Source organism: Malaciobacter mytili LMG 24559 (assembly GCF_003346775.1).
Taxonomy (GTDB): domain Bacteria; phylum Campylobacterota; class Campylobacteria; order Campylobacterales; family Arcobacteraceae; genus Malaciobacter; species Malaciobacter mytili.
The window spans coordinates 1,014,866-1,031,596 of the sequence record NZ_CP031219.1 but is presented as its reverse complement, the minus strand read 5'-3'; the positions used below and the strand labels follow the sequence as shown (position 1 = coordinate 1,031,596).

Annotated in this window: 11 protein-coding genes; 3 read left to right on the top strand and 8 right to left on the bottom strand. The window is 24.2% G+C overall.

The annotated features are described in order from the left end of the window. Positions 1-18: 18 nt before the first annotated feature. From AMYT_RS05285 to htpG, 7 genes are all read right to left on the bottom strand, one after another. Positions 19-1,815, bottom strand: coding sequence for a TRAP transporter permease (locus AMYT_RS05285; protein ID WP_114841511.1), 1,797 nt, complete (start codon positions 1,813-1,815; stop codon positions 19-21). Beyond that, positions 1,815-2,756 (bottom strand): TAXI family TRAP transporter solute-binding subunit, encoded by a 942-nt coding sequence (locus AMYT_RS05280; protein WP_114841510.1) that lies wholly within the window; start codon positions 2,754-2,756, stop codon positions 1,815-1,817. The genes AMYT_RS05285 and AMYT_RS05280 overlap by 1 nt, the downstream gene beginning before the upstream one ends. A gap of 107 nt (positions 2,757-2,863) precedes the next feature. Next, positions 2,864-3,817, bottom strand: a complete 954-nt coding sequence (locus AMYT_RS05275; RefSeq protein WP_114841509.1) for a tetratricopeptide repeat protein — start codon at positions 3,815-3,817, stop codon at positions 2,864-2,866. 115 nt (positions 3,818-3,932) lie between these two features. Beyond that, on the bottom strand, positions 3,933-4,751 hold the full coding sequence (locus AMYT_RS05270; RefSeq protein ID WP_114841508.1) for a LysR family transcriptional regulator: 819 nt from the start codon (positions 4,749-4,751) through the stop codon (positions 3,933-3,935). A 10-nt stretch (positions 4,752-4,761) separates the two neighbouring features. Continuing rightward, positions 4,762-5,505, bottom strand: a complete 744-nt coding sequence (locus AMYT_RS05265; protein ID WP_114841507.1) for a sulfite exporter TauE/SafE family protein — start codon at positions 5,503-5,505, stop codon at positions 4,762-4,764. 114 nt (positions 5,506-5,619) lie between these two features. Next, positions 5,620-7,818, bottom strand: a complete 2,199-nt coding sequence (locus AMYT_RS05260) for a tetratricopeptide repeat protein (protein WP_114841506.1) — start codon at positions 7,816-7,818, stop codon at positions 5,620-5,622. A 167-nt stretch (positions 7,819-7,985) separates the two neighbouring features. Next, positions 7,986-9,899 carry a molecular chaperone HtpG gene (gene htpG, locus AMYT_RS05255; protein WP_114841505.1) on the bottom strand — a complete coding sequence of 638 codons (1,914 nt, stop codon included), beginning with the start codon at positions 9,897-9,899 and terminating at the stop codon, positions 7,986-7,988. 238 nt (positions 9,900-10,137) lie between these two features. On the opposite strand from htpG, the gene AMYT_RS05250 reads away from it, so the two are divergent. The 3 genes from AMYT_RS05250 (at position 10,138) to ciaB (ending at position 15,737) form a co-directional block, all read left to right on the top strand. Next, positions 10,138-13,338, top strand: coding sequence for an EAL domain-containing protein (locus AMYT_RS05250; protein ID WP_114841504.1), 3,201 nt, complete (start codon positions 10,138-10,140; stop codon positions 13,336-13,338). Between the two features lie 36 nt (positions 13,339-13,374). Continuing rightward, positions 13,375-13,755, top strand: a complete 381-nt coding sequence (locus AMYT_RS05245) for a DoxX family protein (RefSeq protein ID WP_114841503.1) — start codon at positions 13,375-13,377, stop codon at positions 13,753-13,755. Between the two features lie 104 nt (positions 13,756-13,859). After that, entirely contained in the window at positions 13,860-15,737 is a 1,878-nt protein-coding gene (ciaB, locus tag AMYT_RS05240) for an invasion protein CiaB (protein WP_114841502.1), read from the top strand. Positions 15,738-15,759: 22 nt separating this feature from the next. Here ciaB and AMYT_RS05235 read toward each other — a convergent pair whose 3' ends face one another. Then, entirely contained in the window at positions 15,760-16,695 is a 936-nt protein-coding gene (locus AMYT_RS05235) for a hypothetical protein (RefSeq protein WP_114841501.1), read from the bottom strand. Positions 16,696-16,731: the final 36 nt, after the last annotated feature.

The following is a 16,731-nucleotide window of genomic DNA, read 5'->3' as shown; positions in this document are numbered from 1 at the left end:
AAATAAACTATAAATTTATTATAAAGGGAAAAAAACAATTATTAAACCAAATAAACTAAGTAAAATTCTATATATTAATTTTAGTTTATCGTTTACTAAAGCATTTGATATAAACCATAATCCAAGTCCTATTTTTATAAAAGAAATAAAAGCTAAAGTAAAATGAGTATCAGGTTTTATTAAATATGGATTTACTATAAAAGATAAAGGAATTAAATATAAACCTAAGCCTAATTTCATGGATTTAATAGCTACTTTAAGCCAATTTACCTGTGCTATTCCAGAAGCAATAAATACTGTTCCACAAACAGGTGGAGTAATTGTTGATAAAAGAGCAAACCAGAAAATAAATAAATGAGCTTGAATAGCTGATAGCCCATACTCTTGTAATATTGGACCAGCAATTGAAACACAAATAATATATGCTGCTGTTGTTGGTACTTCCATTCCCAAAATTAGGCAAGCAAATGCAGTTAAAAGTAAAGCTGTAAATAACTCTCCATTTGATAAATATAAAATTGCTGAAGTTATTTTTACCCCTACTCCTGTTATATTTAAAACTCCAATAATAATCCCAGCACAAATAATAACAGAAGCAATTGTTGCTATTTGTTTTGAAGCACTAATACATCCATCTAAAAACTTAAATATAAACTCTTTAAAACTAAACTGCCAATCTTTATTTACTAAAAGAAGAGAAATTGAAATAAAAATAGCTAAAGCAGCTGAAAATTGAGGAGTTTTTTTTATAATGATTAAAGCATATAAAAGTACACCAAAAGGCAATATAAAAAAAGGACTAAGCTTTAAAACTAAATTTATTTTTGGAATATCATTATTGCTTATTGATATTAGATTATATTTTTTAGCAAAAACATCTATACCTATCCAAACCGTAAAGAAAAACAATAATGCAGGGAAAATTGCTGAACTCATAATAAAAGAGTATTGAACACCTAAAAGTTCTGCCATAATAAATGCACCAGCTCCCATAAGAGGAGGCATTATTTGACCTCCTGTACTAGCAACAGCTTCACTTGCAGCAGCTAAACTAGCAGGATAATTTAACCTTTTCATTGTAGGAATAGTAAAAGCTCCTGTTGAAGCCACATTTGCAGAAGCAGAACCAGAAATAGAACCAAAAAATGCAGAAGCTAAAACAGATACTTTTGCTGCACCTCCTCTTAATCTTCCAGCTATCTTTGTGGATAAAGACATAAAAGCATTGCCACCCTCACCTACTCCTACAAAAGCTCCAAGAATTACAAATACTGCAACCACATTTACGGAAATTCCTGTTAAGCTTCCATATATTCCCCCCTCAGCAATAACTAAAGTTCCTAAAAAACTATCTAAAGGTATCTCTTGATGACCAAAATCACCAGGAATATAATGACCAAAAAGACCATAAGCAAGTGCAATTATAGCTGTTAGGGGAAGAGCTAATTTTATAGCTCGTCTTGCCATTTCTAGTACTGCTAAAAGTAAGCTAATAGCTACAAAATATTGTAAAGTTCCTTCTAAAGAACCATATTGTTCTTCTAAATCAATATGATTTACTATAATATAGTATGATGAAAACATAGCACAAGCTAGTAAAATATACCCTAGATACTTAGTAAATTTTGATATATTTTCATCTTGAGTAAGTAAAAAAATCCAAGGTAAAACCAAAAGTAAATGAATAGGTCTACTTACTAAATTTGGCATAAGTCCTGTAAAAATTAAATATATATGAAACCCCACAGTAATAATAGCTAAAGTGGCTACTATCAGATATTTAGCTGATAGTAGTTTAAATATTTCTTTTGTCATTATTTTAAGCTTATTGGAATAGTTGTATTTACTTCATTATAATATTTTAAAGCACCTTTATGCAGCTTTGTTTTAAACATTTTAAGATTATTAACTGTAATTGCTTTCCACCAAATATTTTGTTTTTCTAAATTTTCTTTAGATTCCCAAAAAGCCTTTGTAAGTTCATAAGCTGTCTCTTCACTCATTTGTGTAGTTGTATAAACTCCAACAGGTAAGGTAGTTGTTGTTATATCTTCTTTAAGACCAGCATAAGTACCTGCTGGGATTATTATCTTATCCCTTTTTGTTTTTGCAATTTCTTCATCACTCATACTTAATAGTTTAATCTTTATACTAGCAGCAGCTTCAATTACATTTGGTGCAGGATAAGACCCAGAAGTTGCAAAACCATCTATTTGAGCATTTTTAAGTGCAGAAACTGCACCTGATAACTCAGCACCAATAAGTTTTACATCACCCTTTAACCCAAATGCTTCTATATATTTTTTAGCTTCATTTGCTCCATATGTTCCTTTTCCAATAAGTAATGATTTACCTTTTAGATCTTTAAAACTATTTATATTTGAATCAGCTCTTACAACCACATGCATAGTAAGATAAGGAATAGGAAAAAGTGCTCTAATTTTTTCATAATCAGCTGGATTGTCATTTTTAAACATTGCTTTTTTTGATTTTGCAAGTTCTATTAAAACAGGTGGCGTTGTAAAAACATAATTGCCACTTCTTTTTCTAACTTCTTTTACATTTTGAACTGATCCTTGACTCTCTTCAATCGTTAAACTAAGATTTGAGTTTTTACTAACATTTTCGCCAATTTGAACTGCCATTTGATAGTAAGAAGATGAAGATTTTGCAGCTTTAAAAGTAAGTCTTTGAGCATTTAAACTTGTAATTAAACCACAAGTTAAAAGTAAAGTTGTTATAAATTTTTTTTTCATTTATATTCTCTCTTCTATAAATTAAAAAGATTATAGCAATTAAATACTAATATTTCTAGAAAATTGCAATAAATTATAACTATTGAGCTTTTTATTTTTTCCAAATATTAAAAAGAGTTATTAAATTTTTCTTTATCTTTAATAACTTGTGCAGTTAATACTATATTACTAATTATTTCATCTTTACTATTTGAGAATTTTTCTATAATTTCATCACAAACTTCTTGCAATTGTTCTTCATTTGCCATTTCACCAAGTAAAATTGCTTTATTATGCAAAGAAAGAGCCACTTGGATTAAGATTTTTTCTTCCTTATTTTTTTCATATTTTTTTATAACTTCATCATAAACTTTTAAAGCTTCTTTATACTTTAATAACTCTTTATATCTTGCTGCTTTATTTACCATAGCTTTTACAACAAGTTCTAAAGTATTTTTATTTTTAGTTGTTTTAAATTTATTTATTAGTTCATTATATACTTTTATAGCATCTTTATTTTTTTCTTCTTTTGAGTAAAGTAATCCTATATTAAATAAAGCTATAGCAACATCAGATAAGACCTCTTCATTTGTTGAGTGTTCAAAGTTGCCAATCATCTCTTTATATACTAAAATCACTTCATTTGTATCTTTTAACTCTTTAAGACAAATTGCTTTATTTAGATATGTTTTAACTAAAACTATTTCAAGTTCTAAAGAAGTATCTTCAATAAACTTTTCAAGTAATTTATCATAAGTAGCTAACTCTTTTTTATACTCTTTTTCTTTTGCATATATTAAAGCTTTATTATAATACGCATAAGCAAGAAGATTTAAAATTAAAACATCAGTTGTATTATCAAACTTTTCTATTACTTCATCATAAGTATCTGTAGCTTCTTTTAATCTATTTAAAGCAGTTAAAACTCTAGCTTTTGCCATTAAAGTATAAGCTACTTCAAGTTCTATATCTTGTGCTATATCTAATAAATCATAAGTTAATTCTAAAGCTTCTTTATACTCTTTATTTTGAAATCTTATTGTAAATTCATTATATAATTTTTTAAACTCTAATTGACTCAATTTTACTCCTAAAAAATAATAATATTTTTTCAAAGTATAAAAATATAATAGAGAATCTTAATTTTTGGTAATTATTTTAATTATAAACTATATTTTAAGTTAAAAATTGAATATTTTATAATTTTATTTTTCTTAAATACTCTTCAATCATTGGAATAAAATCCTTTTTGCAAATAAGATGAGTATCTAATTTAAAATCCATTTTTGTAACTTTTAATCTATTTATATATCCAAACTTTTCAATTATTTCCCTTGAAAATAGTGCAACTCCATATCCAGCTTCCACACAAGATAAAATTAGTTCATAATTTTCTAAATTTACGCTTTTATATAAAGTTTCACTACTTTCACTTAGATATTTTTCTAAAAAAATTCTATTTAAACATCCATTTTTATATGCAAAAATAGTATTTAAAGCAATTTTATCTTTTGGTTCAACTAAAACTATATCTTCTTTAAAAATATTTAAAATTTCTAAATCTTTATGATTTGGATTGCCATTTACAAAAGCAATATCAAGTTTATAATTAAGTAATTGCTCTATTAGATTTAAACTACTATCAACAACAAACTCTAATTTCATATCTTTAAAGTCATTATTTAATTTTTTTAGAAACTTGCTTAATCTTATTGTGGTATTTGATTGTGTTGAGCCAACTTTTAATAACTCTTGATAATTAATATTTCTCATTTTTAACGTTGCTTCTTCAACTTTTTTTACAATATCAACAGCATAAGGGTAAAGTTTTTCTCCCTCTAAAGTTAAAACAACTCCCCTATTTGTTCTATAAAATAGCTCATATCCTAAACTTTTTTCAAGCTGTTTTATCCTTAATGTAACATTTGATTGAGTAAAATTTAACTCTTTTGCTCCTAAAGAGATACTTTTAGTATTTGCAACACTAATAAATACTTTTAGTAAATTTGAATCCATAAATTACCTTTTAAAAATGTAAAGTTTGTATAACTAAAGTTGAAGCTATAATAAATAGTAAAATCTTTAATATTTTTGCATAAAATTTAGCATCAATACCTTTTTTTATTTTTATTCCTAAAAACATACCTAAAAAAACCACAAGCACACTAAATATTGAAATCTCAAAGGCTTGTAAAGTAAAAGTTCCAAAGTATAAAAAAACTGTTAATTGTCCTATTTTTGTAAATAAAAAACATAAATTTGATAGTTGTATTGTATCTTTTTTAGAGTATTTTAATTCTAAAGTGTACATTATCATTAAAGGAGCTACTATATTTGTAAGTCCAGATAAAACTCCTCCAAATAAGCCTAAACCATAAGTGGAACTCTTTGGATACTTTGAAACAAATGTTGCTTTTATATTTACTACTGATTGTAAAAGATATACAAAAATTATAAAAGCAAGTAAAAGCTTAAAATACTCAGAATTTGTATAAACAAGCAATATAGTACCTAAAGCACTTCCAATTACCATAAGCAAAATAATAAACCAAAACTTTTTTAAAGCTTCAAAAAATTTACCTTCACTTAAAATACTTACTATATTTACAACCATTGTGGGAATTAACATATATGTTATTGTAGTTTGAATATCAGTAAAAAGAGCAACTAAGGGCGTAGAAATCATCCCAAAACCAAAACCAATACTTCCATGAACCAAAGAAGACCATAAAACTATCACTGCCAAAGCAATAATAAAATTTATTTCCATATGACTATCCTTAATATTACATATAATTATTTGTAATACCAAAAGATATTACTAAGCATTATATCTAGAAAAGATAAAAGTATTATGAATATTTTTTTATAGTTAAAAGATTTTTTATTTATGATCTTTAAAAATAGTTAAATATTTTTTAAGCCTTTGTTTTGGCTCTTCTTCTAAAGATTCCACCCAAATATCAAGTTCCTTAAAACTCCAATTATTAAGAGAAATATCTTTATATTTTTCTTGCCATTGTTTTACTTCATTATCTTGAGTTATTATTTTAGCTTTTTCAAGAATTTGAAGCATTTCAAGTTGTATTAGTTTTTCTTTATTTTCATTTACTAAGTCTTTAAATAAATCTATATCTTCTAGTAAATTTTCTTGATTTAATATAATATTTAATTCAATTTTATTTATTAAAGCAAGTAAAACATTATTTAAAATTGCGCTTTCTTTAGAGTCTTTAAAAACATCTATTATATTTGAATATATATCCTTTGCATTATAAGATTCTTTTAAATTATGTAAAACCATTGCTTTATAGATATTAGCTTTAATAAATTGTTCTTTAATTTTTAAATTATTTGAATTATTAAATCTTTTTATTACTTCATCATAACATAAAATTGCATTTTGATTTTCAAGGAAGGAAGCCTTATTTATATAAGCTACATTAACAATATAAGATATTCGAATATCATTAAATTCTTTATATTCATTAATTAAGCTATCATATAATTCAATAGCTTTTTCTTTATTAGTTATTAAAGTTATTTTATTAATAAGTGCATTTAATTTTTGTTCAATAATTTCAATATTTTTAAAATCTTTACTTTTTTCAATTACTTCATCATATAATTCAATGGCTTTTTCTTTATCATAATCAACAAGATAAATAGCTTTATTTATATATCCACTAAATAATCTTGATATTAAAACTTCATCATTAGTTTCTTTATATTTTTCAATTGCTTCATTATATAATTCAATGGCTCTTTTTTTATCTTCTTTACCTATATTAAAAGCTTTATTTAAATAAGCATTTATTAACTGCCTTTGAATTAATATATTAGACGAAGTTTTATAGTTTTCTATTAAATTATTATAAATTTCAAGAGAAGAGTTTTTATCTATATCCCATAAAATATTTGCTTTATTTACAGAAGAATAAATAACATAAGAAACAATAGTAAAATCATTTTTTATATTAGAAAAGTCTAATATAACTTTTTCATAACATTCTAAAGATTTGTTAGTTTCTGCACTTAAAGTAAATAAATATCCTTTATTGATTAATATAAATGCTTTTTCTTCTAAATTAAGTAATTCACTAAAATTATTTAATAATTCATCATATATTTTTAATGTATCTTCACTTTTATCTATTAAACTTAACTCATAAGCTTTATTAATTAAAGCATTTTTAACTTGATTTAAAACATTTTTATTTTTTGAAGTACTAAAGTTTTCAATTAACTTATCATAAATATTAAGGGCTTCTTCTTTTTGATTTAATTTTTTTAGAATTTCGGCTTTAATAAATAGAGATTTTGATAATTCATCATCATTTTTACTAATACTTATAGTTTTTTCTATATATTTAAAAGCTTCTTTGATATTACCTTTATTATATTCTTCCATTATATAATTAAATAATTTTTCATAATTTAACTCAACATTATTTAATTTATTATTTACAAAACCTGAAATAAAAGAATCTATTTTATTATTTACATTAGCTTTTATTTTTAATAATAACTCTTTTGTTTCTTTTTCTAATTGCATTAAATATTTATCCACTTTAGGCTGAAACTCTTTATCAGCTTTTTCATCTATCCATTTTTGCAGTTCTTCTTTTGCCTCATTTGTAGCAATTGAGCCAAATCTTAAAGTAAAAGCAATTACAATAATTGCAGTTAATGTCCCAACTAATGTAAATACTACACCCCAAAAATTAATATCTGAATGTAAATCTTCTACTCTTTTATCTTGTCTATCTATTATTATCTTATTATTTTCAAAATCTTTTTGTATTTTTTCTTTATCTATATTATTTTTATTAAACTTATCTTCTAGTTCTTTAAACTCTTTTTTTAACTCTTTTATTTCATTTTCTTTTTCTATTATTTTAGAAAAGAAGATTTTTAGTTTTTCTTCATTTAGCTTTTTTTCATATTCATTTGCAAGTTTTAAATTTGTTATTTCACTATTTAGTTTATTTATTTGAGTTTGTGAAGTTTCTACTTTTGAAGCAAATAAAAAAATATGAAAAAATGTTATAAGAAAAAAGATTTTAAAAAAGTTTTTATTCATAAATAATCCTAATAAAAAATAAATTATATTTTATTATTTAATTACTATGTTTTTAGTTAAGCTATATTGGTGTTGTAAAATTTATTTTATAATTAAGAAGCTAAGTAGTTTTTATTAAGTAAAAAAGCCTATTTGCAACGCAAAATTGCGTGCAAATAGTTTTTATTTTATAAAGCTTTTGCAGTGATTCTTGATACTCTTTGTGCAAAAGAAACTGCATCAGTTACTTCCATACCTTCACTTAACTTAGCTTGGTCTAATAGTACCCATGATACATCTTCAACTAAAGAGTCATCTTTACAACCATTTAATTTTTTAACAATTTCATGCTCAGGATTTATCTCTAAAATTGGAGCACTTTCAGGCATCTCTTGTCCCATTGCTCTCATCATTTGCATCATTTGTGCCATTTGAGCATCACTTGCATCTTTTACTACACAAGATGCAGAATCAGAAAGTCTATTTGTAACTTTTACCTCTTTTACAGCTTCACCTAAAACTTCTTTAATTTTTTTAGTAATATCTTGAAATTTTTCTTCTACTTCTTTTTTCTCTTCTTCACTTTGCTCTACTTTTGGAGGTTCACAAGAAGTAATATCTTTAAATTCCCACTCTTTATAAGCTTGCAGTGCAGGAGTGATAATCTCATCTAATTCTTTATCATCACAAACTAGAACTTCAATATCATTTTTCTTATAACTTTCTAATAGTGGAGAATTTCTTAATACTTTTTCATTTTCTCCAACAATATAATAAATAGCTTTTTGCTCACTCTCTGCTCTTTGTTTATAACTTTCTAATGAAGTCATTTTACCAAGTTCAGTTTTTGTTGATTTAAATCTTAAAAGCTCTAAAATAGCCTCTTTATTTGTAAAATCTTGGTAAGCCCCCTCTTTTAAAGGTCTATTATATTGAGAGATAAACTCCTCATATTTCTCTTCATCTTTTGAAAGTTTTTTAATTTCACTTAAGATTTTTTTAACAGAAGATTGTTTGATATTTGCTAAAATTCTATTTTCTTGTAAGATTTCTCTACTTACATTTAATGGTAAGTCTTCACTATCAATAATACCTCTTACAAATCTTAAATATGTTGGTAAAAGTTCTTTTTCATCATCAGTAATAAATACTCTTTTAACATATAATTTAACACCTGGTTGATAATCAGCTCTATACATATCCATAGGTGCCGTTTTAGGAATATAAAATAAAGTTGTATATTCATTTACACCCTCTGCTTTTGTATGAATAGTTAAAAGTGGGTCTTGACTATCATGAGAAATTGATTTATAAAAATCATTGTATTCTTCTTGCTTTAATTTTGCTTTTGGCTGAGTCCATAAAGCTGTTGCTTCATTGATTTTTTCATGTTTCTTTTCAAGTTTTTTTTCAGGCTCTTTTCCAGCTTTTTTATCCTCTTCACTTAACTCTTCACTTACTTCTTCTTGATAATTTAAGAAAATTGGATATGCAATATGATTTGAATATTTTCCAACAATATTTTTAATTCTATATTTAGAAGCAAACTCTTGCGCTTCTTCATCTTTTAATTTGATATAAATAACTGTACCATTTGATTCTTTTATAACAGGGATAATCTCAAACTCACCAGTACCTGTACTAGACCATTTATAAGCTTGTTCTTCACCTGCTTTTTTAGAAATCACATCCACATTTGAAGCTACCATAAATACTGAATAAAACCCAACTCCAAATTGTCCAATTAAATTTGAGTCTTTTTTTGCATCTCCTGTTAAAGCTTCAACAAAAGATTTTGTTCCAGATTTTGCAATAGTACCAATTGAAGCAATTAAATCTTCTTCATTCATACCAATACCATTATCTACGATTGTTAAAGATTTATCTTTTTCATCAAAAGAGATATTTATTTCTCCCTTCCAATCTTCAGGAAGAGAAGCTTTCATTTTCTCATCTGTTAATTTTAAATAGTTTAATTTATCTATTGCATCACTTGCATTTGAAACAAGCTCTCTTATAAAAATCTCTTTATTTGAATATAAAGAGTGCGTCATTAAATGTAATAATTGTCCTACTTCTGTTTGAAATTGATGTTTTGCCATTAGTTATTTCTCCTTTTAGGAAATGGACAAATTGCTAAAGCAATGTGTACCATAAATTTCTCCTATATTTTTTTAATTTAATAAAGGAATTTTATCACAACTTTATAAAAGTTGGCTAAAGTTTAATATTTTTTTAGCACTTTTAATATTTAAGTGCTAAGAAATAGAATCTTTAATATTAACTTTAAAAGAATAAGAGTATTATTATTTTATAATAATTTTATAAAAGAGCTAAAATATGAAAAACAAAGTTTTATTTAAACTTATTCTTATTTCACTTATTCCAACTTTTGGTATGATATTTTTCAGTAGTGTTTATATCTATAACAAATATAAAGCCTTGGAAAATTTAAATAGCATTGATTCAAATATCAATTATCTTTTAAATGCAGAATTCTTATTAAATAATATACAAAAAGAAAGAGGAATGTCTGCTGGTTTTATTGGTTCAAAAGGTAAAAAGTTTATAAATGAGTTAAAACACCAAAGAATTCTTACAAATGAATCTAAAATAATCTTTGAAAATTTTATCTTAAAAAATAGCTTTGCAAAGCAAAATACACATATAAAAAAAATTCAAGAAGAAATTTTTAATTTAGAAAGATTAAGAAAAGAAGTAGATGAAGTAAAACTTACTTTAAATGAAGAGTTAAAAGAGTATAACCAAATTACAAATAGTATTATAAACTCAATGAACATTTTGCAAGTAAAAAAACAAAATTCACAAATAGATAATAAACTTCAAGCCTTATTATATTTAGTAAATATAAAAGAGTTTGCAGGACTTGAAAGGGCTATGTTATCAAATACTTTTTCAAAAAAAAATTTAAAAAAAGAAGACTATAATAAAATTATAGAGTTTATCTCTTTACAAAAAAATAATATTAAAAATTTTAAGAATATAACTACTATTGAAGATCTTGATTATTTTTATAAAACCTATAATAGTAAACTAATAGAAAATGTACAAAATTTTAGAAAAAAAATCTATAACTTTGATAGCTATCAAGTAGAAAACTCAGATGCAAAACTATGGTGGGAACTCTCTACTAAAAGAATTGATGCATTAGGAGAAATAATTGAATATTTTGTAAAAAAAGTATTAAAAGAATCAAAATTTTTAAAAGAATCAATTATTAATAGTTTGATTTATAGCTTTATTTTATGGATTTTAAGTATTGCTGCTTCTATATTTTCTATTTTTGCTATTAAAAATATTGTTAAAAAAGAGAATATTAGTTTTAAAAATCTAAAAAAACAAAAAAAGATGTACAATATCTTAAATCATGCAAATGAACTTATTATATATAACTATACAATGGAAGAGGTTCTAAATAAAGCTTGTAGTTTTGCCACAAAAGAGTTAGAACTATCTCTTAGTTTTATTTGTTTATTAAATAAAGATAAATTACAAATAGTTGAAAGTAATGGAGAAAAAAAAGAGATTTTATCAAAATTAGAAACAAACGATAATCATAAAATATATAAAAAGTCTTTAATTGAAAGAAAAAATATTGTTGTAAATAATATATTAAAAGATAAATCTTCAATCGACTTTTCAACAGAAAAAATCTCTTCTATTAAATCAATAGCTGTTTATCCTTTATATAAAAAAGATGAAGCCGTAGGTATTATGGCTTTTTGTTCAAGTGATGAAGAGTATTTTGATGAAGAGATAATAACTATTTTTGATAAGATGACAAATGATTTATCATATGGTTTAGAAAAAGAAGAAAATGAAAAACTAAGATTAGAATATGAAGAAGAACTAAGAATTGCTTCATACTCTTTTGACTCACAAGAAGCTATGGCAATAACAGATGCAAATGCCAATATTATAAAAGTAAATAGCTCTTTTACAAAAATCACAGGTTATGAAAAAGAAGAAGTTATAGGTAAAAACCCAAAAATTCTAAAATCAGGAAAACATAGTGATGAGTTTTATGAAAAAATGTGGAGAGATTTACTAACTTATGGTTCTTGGAGTGGTGAAATATATAATAAAAGAAAAAATTCTGAGATATATCCAGAAAGAGCTACAATTACTGCTATTAAAAATAGTATGGGGAAAATCACTCATTTTATTGCACAGTTTTTTGATATTACAGAAATAAAAGATAATCAAGAAAAACTTATTAGACAAGTTCAAACAGATAGTTTAACAGGACTTTATAATAGAACAGTTTTAAATGATAGATTATCACAAGCAATAGCCTCTGCTAATAGAACAAAAAACTTTGGAGCTTTGATTTTCATAGATTTAGATAATTTTAAATATATAAATGACTCTTTAGGGCATGATATAGGAGATTTATTTTTAATAAAAATTGCAAATATTATAAAGTCAAACTCAAGGGAAGATGATATTATAATAAGACTTGGAGGAGATGAATTTGTAATTTTAGTTCAAAATTTAAATTACCAAAAAACACAAGCAATAATTAAAGTTGAAACTTTTGCAAATAAAATAAGAGATGCTTTAGATAATCCTATAAAAATAAATCAGCATAATCTAACTACTACTTGTTCTATTGGTATAGCATTATTTCCAGAAAAAAATAAATGTTCTATTGATATAGTTAAAAATGCAGATTCGGCTATGTATTTATCTAAAGAAAATGGTAAAAATAAAGTTATGTTTTATCATGAAGATTTAGATAAAAAAACAAAAACTTTCTTAAAAATTGAAAATGAATTAAGAGCAGCCATAAAAGAAGAACAGTTTGAAATTCACTATCAAAATAAATTTGATTATAAAAATAATAGAATTATTGGTTTTGAAGCTTTAATTAGATGGATTCATCCAACTAAAGGAATAGTTTATCCAAACTACTTTTTAGAAGTTGCTCAAAAATCTGATTTAATTATACAAATTGGAAGATTAGTAATAAAAGAAGTAATAAAACAAATAAAAATTTGGCAAAAAGAAGAAGAATTTAAAGATATTAAAATCTCTATAAATATCTCTTCCCTTGAATTTGAACAACTTGATTTTTTAGAGTTTTTACAAAATACTATTAAAGAGTATAAAGTAGATACAAAATATTTGGAATTTGAAATTAATGAAAATGCTATGTTTAAAGATTTAAATTTTGTAATAAAAAGAATTAAAGAATTAAAAAAACTAGGTATCTCTTGTAGCATAGATGGAGTAGGAATAGGATATACCTCTTTTGATTATATTTCAAAAGTTCCTGTAGATACAATAAAGCTTGATAGAAGTTTTTTAAGAAAAAAAGATAAACTGATAAATGATTCTATTATAAATATGATAATTGAAGTTTCTCAAAAATTAAACTTAAATTTAATAATTGAAGGTGTTGAGAATGAAGAAGAATTAGAGTATCTAAAAACCAAAAATAGCTATATTTATCAAGGATATTATTTTAGTAAACCGCTTAAAGCAAATGAAGCAATTAAATTACTAAATAAAAAATAAAGAAACTTTCTCTATACTTACGCAAAGGATATTTATATGAAGAGAAAAGTTTACATTATTTCGACACTTATTATAGTTGTATTAGTTGGTTTTGTAGGTGGAGCAGTAGATATTTTGCTTACGGATTCAGTTATAAAAGTTGCAAATGATTTAGGATACCCTTTATATTTTTTTACTGCACTTGGTGTTTTAAAAATTATTGGTGGGGCTATGCTTTTATTACCTAAAAAACTTGATAGAATTAGAGAATTTGCATATGTAGGATTTGCTCTTGACTTTCTATTTGCCTCGTATTCTCACTATAGTTCAAAAAATAGTATAGAAGAGATTATTATTCCTTTAATATTCTTAGCTATTTTAATAGTATCATATACTTTAAAAAATCAAACAACTCTATTTAAAAATAATGAACTTTAGACAAAAGTCTAAAGTTTATAAATTCTTTAAAATTACTAAATACTACTTATTTAAAAAAAAGATTAAAAAAGATAGACTTACAAAATCTATAAAAAAGGATTGAAATGACTGAAAATCAATTTTTAAAAGATGTAGAAAAAATATATCAATTTTTAGAAAATGAAAAAAATAGTATAAATGAAATTATTAAAAATCTTGAAAATAAAGAGTTTGAAAAACTAACTATTATTGATGATTTTGCAAAAACTTTAGGATTAACACTTGATGATAATTTAAGATTTGCACTTGTTACAAGAGTAGTAAATTTAAGAGATGATTCCCTTGTACAAGTTCTAAAAAAACTTGCTAAAAAAGAAGAAGAAATTATTACTTTACAAGAAAAGGCTTATATTTTTGTAAAAGAATTTTGGGAAGAAAAACACTTAAAACTAATTAACTTTATAAATGAAAATAGACTTCTTACACCATTTTATAGAACAATTTTTAATGGAGTATTTAGCGTAGGTAAAGTTATGAGTACTTGGCAAAGTTCATGGACAGCACTAATTATAAATAAAACAAATAAAGACTTACTTGCAAAATTTAATGGTGATGAAAAAAAAGTATTTGAATATTTAGAAAAGGAAAAACTATTTGATTTAGGACATGGGGGAGAAATAGCAGATAGATGTTATTCTGCTCTTGTAAAAAATAAAGATAAATATGAATCACAAGCATATATAAAAGCCTTTAAAAAAGAAGTGACAAGTGTAGTTGATGCCCTTGAAAACTTTGCTGACAATTTAATAGAATTGGAAGATGAAATATATAATCAAAAATGGGATTATATTTTATATATACAAGCTTTAATTAAAGCATTTAGTGAAGATGACGTAAATTTACTTGTAGATAGATGGGCTGATGTGGATAGAGCTTGGATGAAAATTACAACTCCAATTCAAATAGGACATCCATTAGAGTATTATGAAGATCATTTTAGAAAAGCTGTTGCATTAGAGTGGGATATAAGACTTACAAATCCAAGTTTTGCAAAAAATGAAAATAGAGTAAATAAAATAAAAGCTGCATTTGAGAAAATTTATAATAGTTTTGAAACAAATAAAAAATATGAAGATATTTATAAATTTTCATTAAAATCTTTAGATAAAGTACAATTATATATTGGAAGACCTGCCCTATTTTTTGCAGCAGGATTTAATGGACTATTTTCTGCACAAGTTGTACCAAATGATGAAATAGTATCAAAAGAAGAAGGTAAAAAAATCTTTGCTTTTAGTGATGAAATTCTTCAAAGTAGCCGAGCAAAACCTTTCTTAAGACTTAGTCGTGAAATTTTTGGACAAGAGTTACTTACAAAAGATAGAGAATTTTTATTTAATGAGACTGAAAAATGGCATCAAGTTTATGATATAAGTACAATTGGTCATGAATTTGGACATATTTTATGGTGTGATAATGAAACTGAAGCAGTGATGAATAAAACTGGAAATTTTAAAAATATTGAAGAGTTTAAAGCAACAACAGGAGGACTTATCTCATTTTTTTGTGATGAATCAAATGATGAAAAACAGTTGGAAGAACAAGTTTTAATTGATTTAGTAAAAAGAGCAGTAGGGCTTATTGGTTGGATGGAAGTTGATGAAGTACAGCCATATTATTGTGAAGGACTTATTCATCTAAATGCACTTTTTGATACAAAAGTATTAGAGTTTGAAAAAGAAGTTTTAAGTATTGATTTAAGTAAACAAAAGATTGATGAACTTAAAAAATGGTATATTACAACATATACAAATTTAGCAAAACACTATTTAGAAAAGAAAGATGCAACACAATTTTTAAATCAATTTGCTATAAAAGAAGAAAAATATTTTATGCCAACAAATCCTACTATAAACTCTTTTGTAAAATTTTATTTTGAAAAATATAAAGATATAGGTCAAGAGTTAGATACAATTGACAAAAAAAGTAATTATTTAAGATAAAACACAATTTTTTGTGTTTTATTTATCGCTTGTGAAAAGAAGCTAAAATATTATTAAAGATTTTATCAAGTTCACCTTTATCCTTTTGCTGAATATAAGGGCTTTTAAAAGATTCTTTTAAATTTATAATTATTATTGGGTAATCTATATCACCATTTGCCTTTTCATACCCCCAAAGATATTCAGCATTATAAAAAGTAGTATTATTTTTATATACTTTATTTACAATTTTTGATAAAACTCCTTCATATCCATTTATAATACATTTTGAGATTTCTATTAATTCATTTTCTAATTCTAATTTTTCAAAATTAAAATCTTTTTTTACATTTGAGCCTGCTTTAACTCGAATATATCCTCTAAAATATTTATTTCTAAAATGTACACTTACATATGAATTTTGTATTTGTTTTTCTTTTATTTTTATAATAGCTTTATTTTCTAAACAAAAACCTCTATCAATTTTCCTTTTATCAAAAATACAAAAAAGATTATCTTTTATATTTTTAATTGAAGTATATTCTTTTTCAAAATTATCATTTAATACCTCTGGATTTTCTAATAAATATCCATCTTTAGTATATGTTTTATAAAAAACAATATAATTATTTGCTAAATAGTATCCTTCAATAGCTATATAGTTTGGGAACTTATTACCAAAAGATCTAAAAGTAATTAAATAGCTTCCTAACTTTTTTTCTTCCCTTCTAATAGTGGAGCTAAGTCCTTTGGGTACTTCTAATCGTTTTATTTCTCTTTTTCTTTTATCTATTAAAGCATTAAAACTATTGATATTTTGATTTGGAATTAACTCAAACTTTATATTATTATAATTATGAATTGAATAGTTAATTATTGAATAAGGTAATTTTACAGAAAATCTTTCTACACATATATGTAACCACTTTTTTGTTAATTTTGCATCAATATCTTTAAAAGATATATTCTTTTCAATCATTAAATATCCTTTATATACTATTTTAACAGTAAAATA

What these genes read in the sequence shown, in the direction of transcription:
- AMYT_RS05265 (WP_114841507.1), bottom strand. Translation starts at nt 5,505, where the DNA reads ATGGAAATAAATTTTATTATTGCTTTGGCAGTGATAGTTTTATGGTCT.
- ciaB (WP_114841502.1), top strand. Translation starts at nt 13,860, where the DNA reads ATGACTGAAAATCAATTTTTAAAAGATGTAGAAAAAATATATCAATTT.
- AMYT_RS05270 (WP_114841508.1), bottom strand. Translation starts at nt 4,751, where the DNA reads ATGGATTCAAATTTACTAAAAGTATTTATTAGTGTTGCAAATACTAAA.
- AMYT_RS05260 (WP_114841506.1), bottom strand. Translation starts at nt 7,818, where the DNA reads ATGAATAAAAACTTTTTTAAAATCTTTTTTCTTATAACATTTTTTCAT.
- AMYT_RS05235 (WP_114841501.1), bottom strand. Translation starts at nt 16,695, where the DNA reads ATGATTGAAAAGAATATATCTTTTAAAGATATTGATGCAAAATTAACA.
- AMYT_RS05245 (WP_114841503.1), top strand. Translation starts at nt 13,375, where the DNA reads ATGAAGAGAAAAGTTTACATTATTTCGACACTTATTATAGTTGTATTA.
- AMYT_RS05285 (WP_114841511.1), bottom strand. Translation starts at nt 1,815, where the DNA reads ATGACAAAAGAAATATTTAAACTACTATCAGCTAAATATCTGATAGTA.
- AMYT_RS05280 (WP_114841510.1), bottom strand. Translation starts at nt 2,756, where the DNA reads ATGAAAAAAAAATTTATAACAACTTTACTTTTAACTTGTGGTTTAATT.
- AMYT_RS05250 (WP_114841504.1), top strand. Translation starts at nt 10,138, where the DNA reads ATGAAAAACAAAGTTTTATTTAAACTTATTCTTATTTCACTTATTCCA.
- htpG (WP_114841505.1), bottom strand. Translation starts at nt 9,899, where the DNA reads ATGGCAAAACATCAATTTCAAACAGAAGTAGGACAATTATTACATTTA.